Source organism: Pandoraea captiosa (assembly GCF_902459775.1).
GTDB lineage: Bacteria > Pseudomonadota > Gammaproteobacteria > Burkholderiales > Burkholderiaceae > Pandoraea > Pandoraea captiosa.
In genome coordinates, this window is the sequence record NZ_CABPSQ010000016.1 from 49,923 (window position 1) to 66,499 (window position 16,577).

Here is a 16,577-nt window from a genome sequence, read left to right on the forward strand (position 1 = left end):
CTAGGCGGCCTTGGTCGGCAGATTCGACGGTTCGGCCGCGCCGAAGTCTTCGGGGAAATGATTCAGCGCAGACAGCACGGGGTAGGGCGTCATGCCGCCCATGGCGCACAGCGAGCCGTTGAGCATCGTGTCGCACAAGTCGCGCAGCAGTTTGATCTGCTTGGGACGGTCGCGGCCGTCGATGATCTTGTCCATGACCTCGACGCCGCGCGTCGAGCCGATGCGACACGGTGTGCACTTGCCGCACGATTCGATGGTGCAGAACTCCATCGCGTAGCGCGCAAGCCTGGCGAGATCGACGGTGTCGTCGTGCGCCACGATGCCGCCGTGGCCGAGCACGGCCCAGAGCGAGGCAAAGGCTTCGTAGTCGAGCGGCGTGTCCCACTGCGATTCGGGCAGGTACGACCCCAGCGGGCCGCCGACCTGCACGGCGCGCAGTGGGCGGCCGGTGATCGATCCGCCGCCGTAGTCGTACAGAATTTCGCGCAGCGTGACACCGAAGGCTTTCTCGATGAGGCCGCCGTGCTTGATGTTGCCCGCGAGCTGGATGGGCAGGGTGCCTCGCGAGCGCCCCATGCCGAAATTCTTGTAGAACTCGGCGCCGCGATCCATGATGATCGGCACCGAGGCGAGCGAGATCACGTTGTTGATGACCGTCGGCAGGCCAAAGAGACCTTCGATGGCGGGCAATGGCGGCTTGGCGCGCACCACGCCGCGCTTGCCTTCGAGGCTCTCGAGCAGTGCCGTTTCTTCGCCGCAGACGTAAGCACCCGCTGCCTTGCGCACTTCCAGGTGGAAGGTCTGACCCGAGCCGAGAATGTTCTCCCCCAGGTAGCCCGCCTTGTTGGCGTTCGCGATGGCCTCGTTCAGCACGTCAATGGAGTGCGGATATTCGCTGCGCACGTAGATGTAGCCGCGCGTCGCGCCCACGGCGATACCGGCAATCGTCATGCCTTCGACCAGCACGAGCGGGTCGCCTTCCATCAGCATGCGGTCCGCGAACGTGCCCGAATCGCCTTCGTCCGCGTTGCACACGATGTACTTTTGCGCGGCGGGCGTATTGAGCACTGTCTTCCATTTGATGCCGGTCGGGAATGCCGCACCGCCGCGACCGCGCAGGCCGGATTCCGTGACCTGCGCGACGATGGCTGCGCCGTCGAGCGCGAGCGCGTTGCGCAGGCCGCGATATCCCTCGTGCGCGACATAGTCGTCGACCGAGACGGGGTCGGTGACGCCTACACGGGCGAACGTCAGACGTTCCTGGTTCTTGAAGTATGGAATCTCTTCGGTCAGGCCGAGGGCCAGCGGGTGGTCGCCGCCACTCGTCACGTTCGCGTCGAACAGGCTTGCGACGTCGTCGACATCGACGGGGCCATAAGCGACGCGACCTGCGGGTGTCACGACTTCAAGCAACGGTTCGAGCCACAGCATGCCGCGCGTGCCGTTGCGGATCAGGTCGATATCGATGCCGCGCTCGGCGGCTTGCGCGACGATGGCTTGCGCGACCTCGTCGGCGCCCAGAGCGAGGGCGGCGGAGTCGCGGGGAAGGTAGAGGCGCACCTTGCTGGGCGTGGCGGACTGGCTCATACGGCATCCTTGGCGCGGGCGACCAGACGGTCGAATTTCTCGGGGGTGACGCGCGCGTGCAGCTTGTCGTCGATCGTGATGGCAGGCGAGGTGGCGCACTGACCGAGGCAATACACCGGTTCGAGTGCGACATCGCCGCTATGACCGTGCATCGCGCAACCCAACACACGTTCTGCGTGCGCGACGAGTGCATCGGCGCCCATGCTCTGGCACGCCTCTGCGCGACAGATCTGAACGACGTGTCGCGGCGGCGGGCTGGTGCGGAAGTGGTGATAGAACGTGATCACGCCATGGACTTCGGCGCGAGACAGATTGAGGGCGTTGGCGATGACGGATACGGCGTCCGGGGGAACGTAGCCGAAAGCGTCCTGGACGTCATGGAGGATCGGCAGAAGGGGGCCTTCCTGAGCGGCATGAGTATCCAGAATCGCTTGCACCGTCGCGATGGAAAAAGCCTCGCGCATGGCTGATGTCTCCTGAGCGGCCCGCCGTGGGGAACGGCATGCCTGAGGGTGGTGATATGTTTTTTTCCTGCCCCGGGGCGAGAGACCCATTGGTCACATACGGAGACGCTGCTCGGGTCTAGCGATCAGCGCGGCACCGTATGAACGTGCGACACATAGCCCCCACCATATGCCGCACGGGGTCGGTCTCTCGCCCGTTGCTGACTTCGTCAACCTTCGGTCAGTATGTGAAACACGATATATCATATACGGTATACGTGCAATAGCATGGCAAGCGCTTTCGCGGGATCGTTTACCCCAATTCGGAACGCCGGTGCCGATGAGGTGTGCAAGGGAAGCTGCGTGAGGTGCGACGGGCAGGGGCCGCGCAAAGTGGGAGAGCTAGCAGAGGCGGGAGAGCCGGATGGTCTGGAAGGGCTGGAAGAGCCGGGACGATCGGCAGGACCGGAGGGACCGAAAGGACTGGAAGGGCCGACGGGCGGAGGGGCGGAGGGGCGGGAGCGGCAAGGGCGAGCTGCAACGAGCGGCGCGACGGGGCAAGAAAAAAGCCAGTGGCATTTCCATGTCACTGGCGCTTTCGCAGACGCGTGGCGCACGCGTCGTGCAGACATCGATCGTTCAGGCCGATCGATTATTCGAGGAAGTCGCAGTGTTCTTCGACGAAGGCAGCCAAACCCAGCGTGTGGTCGCGCGCCAGTTTTTCGGCGAGTTCCGTGTCGCGCTTCTCCAATGCGGTAATGATCTTCAGATGGTCGACGATCGAGCGCGCTGCCCGGTCGTTCTGAGCGATCGTCACCTTGCGAATCGCACGAACGTGAATGAACAGGTTCTTGATCGTATTGGCAATCGCCTGCGAGCCGCCGAGATTGATCAATGCCTGATGGAAATCGATGTTCGCGTCGGAATACTCTTCAATATGATCCGTCGGCGGGGCATTGACGAACTCATCGAACAAGTGACGTAGCTTGGCAATCTCTTCGTCGCTCGCATTTTGCGTCGCCAGACGCGCGGACATGCCCTCCAGGGCGGCCCACATCTGAATCATTTCGACGATTTCACGCTTGGTCTTGCGGATGATGAAGATGCCGCGGCGCGGCACGGTACGCAAGAAGCCTTCCTGTTCCAGCAAGGTCATGGCCTCGCGAATCGGCGTGCGCGAAACGCCAAGCACCTGGATGAGCTGACGCTCGTCCAGGCGAATCTCTTCCTTCTGGTTATAGATATCGGCATCGGCGATGGCTTTTTTCAGCAGCGCATACGCCTGATTACGAAAACTCGTAGTGGTGTCGATCGGCTCCAGTGCGAGTGGCGTCACGCGCACCGGAGTTGGGGTGATCAGGGACATGCAATAGTCTCCTAGGTATTACGGCCCCTTCAGAGGCGCAATGCTTGCTGCCCCACGAGAGTTGCCGGCTTCGAGACGAGTTTACCCGATTCATTTGCCTGCGTGGTTTCCGCCAGATAAGCGAAACGGCCATTCGATTCGGCCTTTTCGAGCATTTTGGCGGGCAGGGCGACGAACAGGTGAACCATCGCAACACCGGCGGCGAGGGCGGAAGCCAGGGCAAGCAGAGTAAGGGCAGCGACTAACATGGTGACACTCCAGATAAAAGTTGACGGGTCGTGTTGTGGGGGAGAACTTGCTTTGCATTGTATGTCGCGCCGCAACAAGTCTCAAGATATACCACATACCGAATATCAAAATTTATCGTTTTTCGGGACGTTCTTCAGGTCACACTGCCCTTACCCGGCTCGGATTTGTCTCTTTTTCCGATACTGTTCATGACGTCGATAATGGCGATGCACCTCCTCGGATGTCCGTGCAGCTTGCAATGGTGCGGATTTCGGGACGCGGACGACGCGCGCGATTTTCATTCATTCAGGTAAAGCGTTCGGGTGGGGCAAATGCAGTTTATTGCGTTGCCGCGAAACCACATCCGGTTCTGCCGACGTTCGTTCGGAACGCGCAGGGATCCGACAAAAAATCGGCCGCGACCGGAAGGCCGGTGGCGGCACGACAAGCCGATTCGGGAGCAGACGCTGACGCTATCGACACGGCCTTTTCGACCTCGCTGCGTCGCCCTCTATATATAGATAGACAGCGTGGCTTTCACCGAGGCGCGATGATCTGCGCCGCGGGTATACCTCGTGTTCGTGCTGTCTCCGGGATACAACGCCGGCGTCGGCCCTTGCCGGACAGTCCGATGACGCAGCGCAGTCACGCACGCCAGGCGGGACACGCAGATCAGGCGGCCTTCGCCAGACGTTCCTGTGCGGCGGCAACGGCGTCGGGGCGAGTCATGAATTCGCGCTGTTTGATGAGCGCAAGCACAACGTCGAGCGTCGGCGTCGGCACATTGGCCAGACGTCCCATCTCCTGCACGACAGAGACCAGCGGGTCGATTTCCATCGCGCGATCGCGCTCCAGATCCTGAAGCATCGAGGTCTTGTGCGCGCCGACCGCGCCCGCGCCGTTGATGCGACGCTCCACGTCCACGCGGAAGTGCACGCCGAACTTGTCGCCAATCGCTTTGGCTTCGAGCATCATGGCGCGCGCCACGGCCCGGGTGCCCGGGTCGCTCGCGATGATGTCGAGCGTGGCATGCGTGAGCGCGGAGATCGGGTTGAAGCACAGGTTGCCCCAGAGCTTGAGCCAGATCTCGTCGCGAATGTTTTCGCGAATCGGTGCGTCGAGCCCGCCGGCGATCATCATTTGCGAGAGCTTTTCCACCCGCTCGGTACGCTCGCCGCTGGCTTCGCCGAGCGGGAACTTGTTGCCGTAGACGTGCTGGATCACACCCGGTGCGACGACTTCCGTGGCCGGATAGACCACGCAGCCGATGGCGCGCTCGGGGCCGAGCTCGCGCCACTGGCGACCGCCCGGGTCGATGCTCTCGAGCGTGGTGCCTTCGAGCGCGCCGCCGTGTTTGTAGAAGTACCAGTAGGGAATACCGTTCACGGCCGTGACCACGGCCGTATTCGGGCCGATCAGCGGCTGCATCGCATCGAGTACCGACGGTACCGAGTGTGCCTTGAGGGCGATGATCACGTAGTCCTGATGCCCGAGTTCGCGCGCATCGTCGGTGCAGCGCAGATGGGCGACACGTTCTTCGCCATCGATGAGCAACTTGAGTCCGTTCTCGCGCATGGCCGCCAAGTGCGGTCCACGTGCCACCAGGCTGACATCGGCTCCGGCGCGCGCGAGTTGCACGCCGAGATAACCGCCGATGGCGCCGGCGCCATAGATGCAAATCTTCATGAAGTCTCTCCCTCCAAAGGTCAATCGAAACCCGGGCCTGGTATTGGGCCGCTTTATTCTTATGATTCTTCTAATACCAAATGTTGTATATCGTATATCACAAGGAGAATAGCGCCAAGCCTTCGTGGGGCATTTGCTCTCATGGTTTCCCCGCAGACGCGAGAAAAAGGGCGTTTTGGAGCCCATGGGATGTGTGAGCGGGGCGGGCATGAATTGCACTTGTGAAATGCCCTGGCGGTCGCGTCAACTGAATTATTACGGCGTGTTACAGCGGGTGAGCGAATGCGGGGATGATGTTTTCTTGTGAGTGAAATTCACAGAAATATCACTTTGTGCTCGTTTTAAAAATTCGCAAGGAGCCCGATATAAAAGGCCTGAGCGCCTTGTCGGACAAGCTTCTCGGATCAGGTTAACTCCTTAGTGTTTTCGCATTGCGTTGTTGCGGCGCTCCGTCCTACAGTTGCGTTACTGTATCTAGCCGCCACTTAGGACAGTGCCTCGCGTGCCGTGGTTGTTTTCGCTGCAATGGACGAAAACGACTTCGGCACGCGAGGAGGAAAACGAGGACAGCAATAAATTAGTGTTGACTTATATCTGATATATCGTATATTTCGTTCGGTATATTTGCGGGAGATGCAATGGACTCCCACAGGCATCAGAGACAAGTCGACGAGGCTAAGACCTCGTAAAGCATACCCAGGGGGCGTAGACCCCATCCGGAAGGTGTTGTTGTTGTGAAGCTGCCAAACAACTGAAAACCGATGGAGGAGGTACAAGTGGAGACGACAAAGCAACACGGTAAGCAGTCACCGTTCGCGAGCCCGTGGGTCCAGCTCGTGTTCGGCGTGATCTGCATGGCGATGATCGCCAACTTGCAATATGGGTGGACGCTGTTCGTCAACCCGATCGACGAGAAGTATGGTTGGGGCCGTACGGCCATTCAGGTGGCGTTCACGATTTTCGTCGTGACGGAAACCTGGCTGGTGCCGATCGAAGGGTATCTGGTCGACAAGTTCGGCCCGCGCCCGGTGGTCGTCGGCGGCGGTCTGTTGTGCGGTATCGCATGGGTGCTCAACGCCTATGCATCGTCGCTGCCGATGCTTTATTTCGCAGCGGCGGTCGGCGGTGTGGGCGCCGGTGCGGTGTATGGCACCTGCGTGGGCAACGCGCTGAAGTGGTTCCCGGATCGCCGCGGCCTGGCTGCGGGCCTGACGGCTGCCGGTTTCGGCGCCGGTTCGGCACTGACCGTGGTGCCGATCGCCAACATGATCAAGTCGAGCGGATATGAGAACACGTTCCTGACCTTCGGTCTGGGGCAGGGGATCATCGTGCTGTTGCTGGGTCTGGCGCTTGCCAATCCGCCGGCATCGATCGAAGCGCTCAAGAAGCTGGCGCCGGGCGCAATGCGCTACAACGCCAAGCCGACGGAAGTCATGCGCTCCCCGGTGTTCTGGCTGATGTATCTGATGTTCGTACTGATGGCCGCAGGCGGCCTGATGGCCACGGCTCAGCTCGGCCCGATCGCCAAGGACTACGGCCTCGATCAGGCGCCGGTCTCGATTCTCGGTCTTACGCTGCCCGCACTCACCTTCGCACTGGCCATCGACCGTGTGCTCAACGGGGTGACGCGTCCGGTGTTCGGCTGGATCTCGGACAAGATCGGACGGGAAAACACGATGTTCATCGCGTTTGCGATGGAAGCGGCGGGGATTTACGCGCTGGCGAAGTTCGGCCAGCACCCGGTTGCCTTCGTGATCCTGACCGGTCTGGTGTTCTTCGCCTGGGGTGAGATCTACAGCCTGTTCCCGGCGACGTGCGCCGATACGTATGGGTCGAAGTACGCCGCTACCAACGCGGGCATGCTGTACACCGCGAAGGGAACCGCTGCGTTGCTGGTGCCGTTCTCGAGCATCATCACCGTGTCGACCGGTAGCTGGCAGGCCGTGTTCATGATTGCTTGCGCGATGAACGCCTTCGCAGCCTTCCTTGCCTTGTTCGTGCTCAAGCCGATGCGTGCCCGTCTGGCACAGCGTTACGCGACCGACTACAAGGCGGAATCGAGCGAGCCGGTCGTGAAAGCCGCGGATCTGAGCCGCAGCACCACGTAAAGCGAACGGGATACGTCACCTTGACGTTAAGTAGTACTAAGTAGAAAGCAGACTGGCTGGCTTGATTAGCGACATGTTTGACCGGCGTGCAACGTGAACCGTCACTGGTTCGGTTGCACGACCGGGGGAGCAAGTAGAGAAGCAGTAAAGGAATACCCACTAATCGTCAGACAAGACGACGCAACACTGAAACCGGAAAAATTGGAGGAGAGAATTATGTCCATTGCGATGACCGTGCCAGTCGGCAAGGCGGAAAACGATACGCTCGAAGACAACAGCCGACACGCGAACATCGTGTCCGAGGCAGCAACGACCGATGGCTTCCATCTGGTCATCGATGCCCTGAAAGCGAACGACATCGACACCATCTTCGGACTGGTGGGGATTCCCATCACCGATCTGGCGCGTCTTGCACAAGCCGAAGGCCTGCGCTTCATCGGCTTTCGCCACGAACAACATGCAGGCCATGCGGCCGCTATCGCCGGCTACATGACGCAAAAGCCGGGCATCTGCCTGACGGTGTCCGCACCGGGCTTCCTGAACGGCCTGACGGCCCTGGCCAACGCGACCACCAACTGCTTCCCGATGATTCTCATCAGCGGCTCGAGCGAGCGTGAGATCGTCGACTTGCAGCAGGGTGATTACGAAGAAATGGATCAGCTCAATGCGGCCAAGCCGTATTGCAAGGCGGCCTACCGCGTGCTGCACGCCGAAGACATCGGCGTGGGCCTGGCCCGCGCGATTCGCGCAGCCGTCTCGGGCCGTCCGGGCGGCGTCTATCTGGACCTGCCGGCCAAGTTGCTGTCCCAGACCATCGATGCACAGAAGGCCAAGGATTCGCTGATTCGCGTGATCGACGCCGCACCGCGTCAGATCCCGGCGCAAGACGCCGTGCAGCGCGCGCTCGATGTCATCAAGGGCGCCAAGCGTCCGCTGATCCTGCTGGGCAAGGGCGCATCGTACGCTCAGGCCGACGAAGATATCCGCGCACTCATCGAGAAGACCGGCATTCCGTACCTGCCGATGTCGATGGCTAAGGGCCTGCTGCCCGACACGCATGAACAATCGGCTGCCGCTGCGCGCTCGTTCGTGCTGCAAGAGGCCGATGTCGTGGTGCTGATCGGCGCGCGTCTGAACTGGCTGCTCGCGCACGGCAAGGGCAAGACCTGGGGCGCCGCACCGAAGAAGTTCGTGCAGATCGACATCTCGCCGACGGAAATCGACAGCAACGTCGCCATTGCGGCACCGGTGATCGGTGACATCGGCTCGTGCGTCAAGGCACTGCTCGGCGGCATCGACGCCAACTTCGGCAAGCCGTCGGCCGAGTGGACCGGCGCGATTGCGGAGCGCAAGAACAAGAACCTGGCGAAGATGGCGGCAACGCTGGCGCAGAACCCGTCGCCGATGAACTTCCACAGCGCACTCGGCGCGATCCGCGATGTTCTCAAGAAGCATCCCGACATCAACCTCGTCAACGAAGGGGCGAATACGCTCGACTACGCGCGCAGCATCATCGACCAGTATCAGCCGCGCAAGCGCTTCGACTCGGGTACGTGGGGCGTGATGGGCATCGGCATGGGCTTCGCCATCGGTGCAGCCGTCACCAGCGGTCTGCCGGTCGTGGCCATCGAAGGCGACAGCGCGTTCGGCTTCAGCGGCATGGAACTGGAAACCATTTGCCGCTACGAGCTGCCGGTGACCACCATCATCTTCAATAACAACGGCGTGTACCGCGGCACCGATGTGAACCCGACGGGCGGCAAGGACGTGGCCCCGACGGTGTTCGTCAAGGGCGCGCGCTACGACAAGATGATCGAAGCATTCGGTGGCATTGGTTACAACGTGACCACGCCTGCCGAGCTGACCCGCGCGCTGGAGGAATCCATCGCTTCGGGCAAGCCCACGCTCATCAACGCTGTGATCGACGAGTCCGCCGGTACGGAAAGCGGCCGTCTGACGAATCTGAATCCGCAAAGCGCGGCAATGAAAAAGTAAGTGCCGAGTCAATCAAGGAGACATGACATGAGCAAACCCCTCGAAGGAATCAAGATCATCGACTTCACGCACGTGCAGGCCGGCCCCGCCTGTACCCAGCTGCTGGCATGGTTCGGCGCTGACGTGATCAAGGTGGAACGCCCGGGTTCGGGCGACGTGACGCGCAGCCAGCTGCGCGACATCCCCGATGCCGATGCCTTGTACTTCACGATGCTCAACAGCAACAAGCGCTCGCTGACGCTGGACACGAAGACGCCGGAAGGCAAGGAAGTGCTCGAGAAGCTGGTGAAGGAGTCGGACGTTCTGGTCGAGAACTTCGCACCGGGCGCGCTGGACCGCATGGGCTTCACGTGGGAGCGCCTGAGCGAGCTCAACCCGAAGCTCATCGTGGCATCGGTCAAGGGCTTCTCGGACGGCCACCACTACGATGACCTGAAGGTCTATGAGAACGTGGCGCAGTGCGCCGGCGGCGCAGCGTCGACGACGGGCTTCTGGGACGGTCCTCCGACGGTGTCGGCCGCAGCGCTGGGCGACAGCAACACCGGCATGCACCTGGCCATCGGCATTCTGACCGCGCTTATCGGCCGCGGCCAGACGGGGCGTGGCCAGAAGGTGGCCGTCTCGATGCAGGACTCGGTCATCAACCTGTGCCGCGTGAAGCTGCGCGACCAACAGCGTCTGGACCGTGTAGGCTATCTCGAAGAGTATCCGCAGTACCCGCATGGCGAGTTCACCGATGTCGTGCCGCGTGGCGGTAACGCCGGCGGCGGCGGTCAGCCGGGTTGGGTGCTCAAGTGCAAGGGCTGGGAAACGGACCCGAACGCTTACATCTACTTCACGATTCAAGGTCACGCCTGGGAGCCGATCTGCCGCGCACTGGGCAAGCCGGAGTGGATCAGCGATCCGAACTACGCAACGGCGCAAGCCCGTCAACCGCACATCTTCGATATCTTCGCGACCATCGAAGAATGGCTGGCCGACAAGACGAAGTACGAAGCGGTCGATATCCTGCGCAAGTTCGACATCCCGTGCGCCCCGGTGCTCTCGATGAAGGAAATCGCCAACGATCCGTCGCTGCGCGCCTCGGGCACGATCGTCGAAGTGCCGCACAAGGAGCGTGGCTCGTACCTGACCGTCGGCAGCCCGATCAAGTTCTCGGGCCTGAAGCCGGAAATTACGGGTTCGCCGCTGCTGGGTGAGCACACCGACGAGATCCTGGCCGAACTGGGCTACAGCAAGGACCAGATCGCTCACCTGCACGCTGCCCGTTCGGTCTAAGTTCGCTTAGCGCCAATACGAGCAGACATGCCGCAAGTCCGGTTGCCGCCTTTGGGCGGCGACCGTGCGCGCGGTCGCAGGCAAGGATTCATGGGTGCGGCTCCGCGTGGAGCGGGCACCCATTTTCATTTTCGGGACCGCGTTGCCCTCTAATTGATGTAATTTATCTGCATGTTTGGCGGAGACGGGATCGTCCAGCCATTCGTTCCAGTCGTTCCGTTCGTTCGACTCGTTCAATTTGTTCGATCCGTACCGATCGCATTCCTCACAAGACTCTTGGAGACATCATGAGCGCATCCGTGGACGTCAATCAGCTCGTACAGGTGGTGGGCGACGCCATTGTCGTCGCCGACCCGTCGAACATCATCACGCTCTGGAATTCGGGCGCGGAGAAAATGTTCGGTTTCTCCGCGGCGGAAGCCGTCGGGCAGCCGCTCGACATCATCATCCCCGGCCGCCTGCGCGCACGTCACAACGAGGGTTACGCAAAGACCATGGCCACCGGGCAGACCAAGTACGGCAGCGATCTGCTCAAGGTTCCTGCGGCACACAAGGATGGCCGTGCGATGTCGATCGCCTTCACCGTGGCGCTGCTGCATGGCGAGCGTGGCGAGGTGACCGGCATCGTGGCCGTGATTCGCGATGAAACGGCACGCTTCCAGGAAGATCGTCAGCTGCGCAAACGCGTGACCGAACTGGAGGCGAAGCTGGCCGCGACAGCCAGCTGATTCACGGGATTACGGGATTCCCGGGCAGGACGCAAAGCGTCTTGTCAACGAGGCGGGCGAAACAGCGGCTGCCGGGACACTGCCGAGAAAGAGCACCGTTGCGCAATGCGCACCGGTGCTTTTTTTGTCGCTTCGCGCGGTTCGCATGGTCTGCCGGGGAGTGAGCGGCGAAGCAATAAGTATTCTGTATTCAATATATTCACGCGCCATTGATAACGGGCCTTCATCAAGCCGCCGGATTTCATCGCGGTGACACATGCCTGTAAACCCGTAGCCGCCGGTCCGGTGCATTCCGTTGTTGCAATGCGGAGTGCCTTTACCAATGGGCTTTTGCGAGATTCATGCGAGGAATTGTCGCGCTACAGCAAATCGCATTGGCAACAAAAAGCCGTTGATAAAATATCGTGTATGAAATACCGTATATCACAAGATTCGATCGACAAACGGCATGGCGCCCGAAGAGGCGACAACCCTTGTCAGATCCGGCGAGGCCCGCGACATTGCCGCCCTCGAAACGCCAAGGCGTTCAACGGCGTCCCTCGCACACCCATTACATAAACGCCGTCGCATCAGGAGGAGACAAACCATGGGAAAGGCACTCGAAGGTGTGCGCATTCTCGACTTCACGCATGTGCAGTCCGGTCCAACGTGTACGCAGTTGCTGGCGTGGTTCGGTGCAGACGTGATCAAGATCGAACGCGCAGGCCACGGTGATGTCACGCGCGATCAGCTGCGCGACATTCCCGACGCCGACAGCCTGTACTTCACGATGCTCAACAGCAACAAGCGCTCCATCACGCTCGATACGAAGCATCCGGAGGGCAAGGCGGTGCTCGAGCGCATGATTCGCGACTGCGACGTGCTCGTGGAGAACTTCGCGCCGGGCGCCCTCGATCGCATGGGTTTCACCTGGGAACACATTCATTCGCTCAACCCGCGCATGATCGTCGCTTCCGTCAAGGGCTTCGGCCCGGGCCCGTATCAGGACTGCAAGGTCTACGAGAACGTGGCGCAGTGCGTGGGCGGCGCAGCGTCGACGACCGGTTTCGATGACGGCCCGCCCATGGTGACGGGCGCGCAAATCGGCGATTCCGGTACGGGCCTGCATCTGGCGTTGGGCATTGTCACGGCGCTCTATCAGCGCACCATGACCGGGCAGGGCCAGCGCGTGCTGACCGCCATGCAGGACGGTGTGCTCAACCTTTGCCGGGTCAAGTTGCGCGACCAGCAGCGCCTGGAGCGCGCGCGCGTGATGGAGGAGTATCCGCAGTATCCGAACGGGCAGTTCGGCGACGCCGTGCCGCGCGCCGGGAATGCCTCGGGCGGCGGCCAGCCTGGCTGGATTCTCAAGTGCAAGGGCTGGGAAACGGATCCGAACGCTTACATCTATTTCATTACGCAGGCGCCCGTGTGGGGCTCGATCTGCAAGGTGATCGGCAAGCCGGAGTGGGTGGAGCATCCGGACTACGCGACGCCGCGTGCGCGGCTGCCGCGACTTCGCGAGATCTTCGACACGATCGAACAGTGGACGGTGACCAAGACCAAATTCGAGGTCATGCGCATTCTCAACGAGTACGACATTCCGTGCGGTCCGATTCTCTCGATGAAGGAAATCGCCGAAGACATGTCGCTGCGCGAGACCGGCACCATCGTCGAAGTCGATCACCCGACGCGTGGCAAGTACCTCACCGTGGGCAACCCGATCAAGCTCTCCGACAGCCCCACGCATGTGGAGCGCTCGCCGCTGCTCGGCGAGCACACGGACGACGTGCTCTCGGAGTTCGGCTACAGCAAGCAGCAGATCGCGGCGCTGCGCGAGATCGGCGCGGTCTGATGCGCGAGGCGAGCGACCGCGGGCGTGATCGCGAATCTGTCACGCCCGCCGCTACGCGAATCCGTGCCAGATCCACACCGCGCACAAGGCCGGTATCGGACAGACGTCAATGACCTCAAGACATCGCGTGAAGCGTGCCGTCGGCGAACCTTGCCGCGCCGCCTCATCGCAAAAGGAATGGCAAACGCATGAAGCTCTGGACCCGTTTCAAAACTGCACATGGTCGCATCGGCTTTGGCCTGTTGCAGGGCGATCACATCCTCGAACATCGCGGCGATCTCTACGATCAGCCGGTGGCCACGGGCGCGACGATTGCGCGCGACGCGGTCGATCTGCTGTGTCCTTGCGAGCCGTCGAAAATCGTGGCGCTGTGGAACAACTTTCACGCGCTCGGCGCAAAGCTCGGCAAGGCCGCGCCGTCGCATCCGCTGTTTCTCATCAAGCCTGCGACCACGCTCAACGGTCCCGAGGCCGTGATTCGACGCCCGGCGTCGTATGCCGGGAAGATCGTCTTCGAGGGCGAGCTGGGTATCGTGATCGGCAAGCCGGCGAGCAACGTGAGCGAGGCGGCGGCGCGCGATTACATCCTCGGCTACACCCTGGTCAACGACGTTACGGCCGCTGAAATCATCGAACAGGACGGCAATTTCGCACAGTGGACGCGCGCCAAGGGGTTCGACACGTTCGGCTGTGTGGGCCCGTTCATCGCCGAGGACTTCGACTGGCGCGAGGCCGAGCTGATCACGACGCTCGACGGCACGCAGCGCCAACGTTATCCGCTGGCGGACATGATCTTCAACCCGTGGCAGATCGTTGCACGCCTGTCTCAGGACATGACGTTGCTGCCCGGCGATGTGATTGCGGTGGGCACGTCGATCGGCGTGGGCTCGATGAAAGAGGGCTCGCTGGTGGAGGTGAGCATCGACGGACTGGGCACGCTTGCCAACCGCATGGGCGGGTGATCGTCGCGCTTCGCATTCGATGCAACGCAACCCAACGCACTTCAACGCAATTCAACGCAAACGCAACCGATTTCACGGTGGTCGGCCGGGGTGGCAATGGCCTGAGTCGATCGCCCTTTTTCATTCGGCAGACCGGAACGATCCGAACGATCTGCCTGGCCGGGCAAGCCGTTGCGGCCTATTTCGTGTCGCTGCCTGCGGGCGGCGGCACGGCGCTTTTGTAGGCCATCATGCCGTCGATGAGCGCGGCGCCTTCCGAGAGCAGGAATTGACGGAAGGCGAGGGCGACCGGTGGCAGGCGCTTGCTGCGACGATGCACGACGTACCAGCTTTGCCATGCCGGAAAGCCCTGTACGTCGAGCACCGTCAACTGGCCCGTCTGTAGCTCCATGCCGACGGTGTGGGCGGACAGGAAGCTGATTCCCATGCCCGCCACCACGGCTTGCTTGATGGTCTCCGTGCTGGCGATCTCCATCGCAATTTTGAGTTGTTGCGTGCGATGGCCGAAGGCGTCTTGCAGGGAGTTCCAGGTGTCGGACCCGCGCTCGCGACTGATGAACGGCTCTTGCGTGAGTCGCGAGAACGGAATCTGCTTCTGTCCGGCGAGGGGATGGTCGGGCGGCGCCACGATGATGTAAGGATGAGGCGCAAATGCTTCGTTGATCGTGTCGATTTCGTGGGGCGGTCGCACCATCACCGCCAGGTCCGTCAGGTTCTCGGTCAACTGACGCAGCAGTTCCTCGCGGTTATGCACCGTGAGATTGAGGGTGACGCCGGGATGGCGCACGGTAAATGCGGCGAGCAGTCGCGGGAAGAAGTAGTCGCCGGCGCTGATGACGGCGACGTTGAGCTTGCCTCCGGTAATGCCCTTGAGGTGATCCATCGCCTCTTCGGTTTCGCGAAAGAGCGCAATGATCGCACGACTGTAGTGGAGCATTTCGCTGCCCGCCGGGGTCAGGAAGATCTTCTTGCCGAGCTGCTCGAAGAGCGGCAGTCCGGCATGGGTCTCAAGTTGCTTGACCTGTGTCGAGACGGCCGGTTGCGTGAGGTGAAGTTCTTCGGCGGCGCGCGAAAAGCTCAGATGGCGCGCGACGGCCTCGAAGACTTTCAGTTGGCGCAGCGTGGCGTGTTTCATGCGGCGGGCATCCGGTTGGAAAGGGTTTGAGTCACGCTTGAATGAGGCGTGAATGAGGCCCGAATGAGGCCTGAATGAGGCTTTAAGACGTCGCTTGTCTGCGCGTCACGGTATTCGGGAAGTATAAGTAATCGTTGATGGTTTGCATAATTAACTTTAACTGTCTTTTATATGTCGGGCTGCGTAATCTGCAATGGCAGCCCGCATGAAAGTGGTGTGACAGCAAGGCGAAGAGCGCAGCTTTGGCAGGATTGGCAGCGTGAGTCGCGGCAGCCGGAGCAGCAGAGGCAGCGTCGTCACGTCAGGCATTGCGCGGGTTTGGACGATCACTATTTTGGGAGACGCCATCATGTCGGTCATCGAATCGCATATCAAACCCGCCGCCCTGGCACCGGTTGCCAACGCTCATCTGCACGCGTTCAACAACGCATTCGTCGAACTGGGTCTGGACTGGTATTGGGATAACCACACCTACACCCGTTTGCTGCATACCACCGGCAACCAGGATTTGCCGCTGGCGTATCTCGAAGGCGCTTCGGCGCAGGCGTTGCGCATGGCCGAGCTGACGATGATCGGGGCCTACCTCGACGGACATCAGCCGCACCTGCTGCGCGCCTACGAGCCGGAATTCCTTTGCGACCTGATTCACTGCACGAAGGTGCGTTGCTTCGAAGCGGCCAATGAAGGCCGTTCGATGCAGGCGCCGCGAGCCGCAGCGGCCTGAGTTTCACAACACGACAGGGGCTCAGACCCCGAGACAATAACTATGCATATTGGCATTCCAAAGGAGACGGCCGGCGGCGAATCCCGCGTCGCGGCCACACCGGAAACGGTGAAGAAGCTGGTGAGCGCAGGTCATCGCGTCACCGTGGAGCATGGCGCCGGTGAGGCGGCGAGCGTGCCGGACGCGGCGTTTGTCGCTGCCGGTGCGTCGAGCGGTAGTGCCGCCGAAGCGTTCGGTGCGGAGATGGTGCTGAAGGTGCGTGCGCCGTCGGTGGCCGAGATTGCCCAGATGCGCCGCGGCGCAGTGGTCGTCGGCATGCTCAATCCGTTCGATGCCGAAAACAACGCGCGCATGGCGGCGGCCGGGATCATCGGCTTCGCGCTGGAAGCCGCACCGCGCACCACGCGCGCGCAGAGCATGGACGTACTCTCCTCGCAGGCCAACATCGCCGGCTACAAGGCCGTGATGCTCGCGGCGAACCTCTATCAACGCTTCATGCCGAT

General features: G+C 61.5%; 14 protein-coding genes. 8 read left to right on the top strand and 6 right to left on the bottom strand.

Going from position 1 to position 16,577, the window contains the following annotated elements:
* From PCA31118_RS24840 to PCA31118_RS24860, 5 genes are all read right to left on the bottom strand, one after another.
* Positions 1 to 1,587, bottom strand: a complete 1,587-nt coding sequence (locus PCA31118_RS24840; protein WP_150627630.1) for a formate dehydrogenase beta subunit — start codon at positions 1,585 to 1,587, stop codon at positions 1 to 3.
* Positions 1,584 to 2,051: a formate dehydrogenase subunit gamma gene (locus tag PCA31118_RS24845; protein ID WP_150627631.1), complete on the bottom strand. Its 468-nt coding sequence runs from the start codon at positions 2,049 to 2,051 to the stop codon at positions 1,584 to 1,586. The genes PCA31118_RS24840 and PCA31118_RS24845 overlap by 4 nt, the downstream gene beginning before the upstream one ends.
* A gap of 631 nt (positions 2,052 to 2,682) precedes the next feature.
* Positions 2,683 to 3,396 (bottom strand): GntR family transcriptional regulator, encoded by a 714-nt coding sequence (locus PCA31118_RS24850; protein WP_044455081.1) that lies wholly within the window; start codon positions 3,394 to 3,396, stop codon positions 2,683 to 2,685.
* 29 nt (positions 3,397 to 3,425) lie between these two features.
* Complete coding sequence (locus PCA31118_RS24855) at positions 3,426 to 3,644, bottom strand: hypothetical protein (protein ID WP_044455082.1); 219 nt, start codon at positions 3,642 to 3,644, stop codon at positions 3,426 to 3,428.
* Positions 3,645 to 4,296: 652 nt separating this feature from the next.
* Positions 4,297 to 5,310: a 2-dehydropantoate 2-reductase gene (locus tag PCA31118_RS24860; RefSeq protein ID WP_150627632.1), complete on the bottom strand. Its 1,014-nt coding sequence runs from the start codon at positions 5,308 to 5,310 to the stop codon at positions 4,297 to 4,299.
* Between the two features lie 761 nt (positions 5,311 to 6,071).
* On the opposite strand from PCA31118_RS24860, the gene oxlT reads away from it, so the two are divergent.
* From oxlT to PCA31118_RS24890, 6 genes are all read left to right on the top strand, one after another.
* The gene (gene oxlT / locus PCA31118_RS24865) at positions 6,072 to 7,418 is read left to right on the top strand and encodes an oxalate/formate MFS antiporter (RefSeq protein WP_150627633.1); all 1,347 of its coding nucleotides are present in this window, start codon (positions 6,072 to 6,074) and stop codon (positions 7,416 to 7,418) included.
* Positions 7,419 to 7,634: 216 nt separating this feature from the next.
* The gene (oxc, locus tag PCA31118_RS24870; protein WP_237165269.1) at positions 7,635 to 9,413 is read left to right on the top strand and encodes an oxalyl-CoA decarboxylase; all 1,779 of its coding nucleotides are present in this window, start codon (positions 7,635 to 7,637) and stop codon (positions 9,411 to 9,413) included.
* Positions 9,414 to 9,440: 27 nt separating this feature from the next.
* Complete coding sequence (gene frc, locus PCA31118_RS24875) at positions 9,441 to 10,691, top strand: formyl-CoA transferase (protein WP_150627634.1); 1,251 nt, start codon at positions 9,441 to 9,443, stop codon at positions 10,689 to 10,691.
* Positions 10,692 to 10,978: 287 nt separating this feature from the next.
* Positions 10,979 to 11,419, top strand: coding sequence for a PAS domain-containing protein (locus tag PCA31118_RS24880; RefSeq protein ID WP_150627635.1), 441 nt, complete (start codon positions 10,979 to 10,981; stop codon positions 11,417 to 11,419).
* 586 nt (positions 11,420 to 12,005) lie between these two features.
* Positions 12,006 to 13,253, top strand: coding sequence for a formyl-CoA transferase (gene frc / locus PCA31118_RS24885; RefSeq protein ID WP_150627636.1), 1,248 nt, complete (start codon positions 12,006 to 12,008; stop codon positions 13,251 to 13,253).
* Between the two features lie 188 nt (positions 13,254 to 13,441).
* Positions 13,442 to 14,215 carry a fumarylacetoacetate hydrolase family protein gene (locus PCA31118_RS24890; RefSeq protein ID WP_150627637.1) on the top strand — a complete coding sequence of 258 codons (774 nt, stop codon included), beginning with the start codon at positions 13,442 to 13,444 and terminating at the stop codon, positions 14,213 to 14,215.
* Between the two features lie 178 nt (positions 14,216 to 14,393).
* Here PCA31118_RS24890 and PCA31118_RS24895 read toward each other — a convergent pair whose 3' ends face one another.
* Positions 14,394 to 15,350, bottom strand: a complete 957-nt coding sequence (locus tag PCA31118_RS24895) for a LysR family transcriptional regulator (protein WP_150627638.1) — start codon at positions 15,348 to 15,350, stop codon at positions 14,394 to 14,396.
* 349 nt (positions 15,351 to 15,699) lie between these two features.
* Here PCA31118_RS24895 and PCA31118_RS24900 point away from each other — a divergent pair, with 349 nt between their 5' ends.
* Both PCA31118_RS24900 and PCA31118_RS24905 read left to right on the top strand, forming a co-directional pair.
* Entirely contained in the window at positions 15,700 to 16,074 is a 375-nt protein-coding gene (locus tag PCA31118_RS24900; protein ID WP_052810940.1) for an HAD family hydrolase, read from the top strand.
* 42 nt (positions 16,075 to 16,116) lie between these two features.
* The coding region (locus PCA31118_RS24905) for a Rossmann-fold NAD(P)-binding domain-containing protein (protein WP_484549325.1) at positions 16,117 to 16,577 on the top strand (461 nt) is incomplete at its 3' end.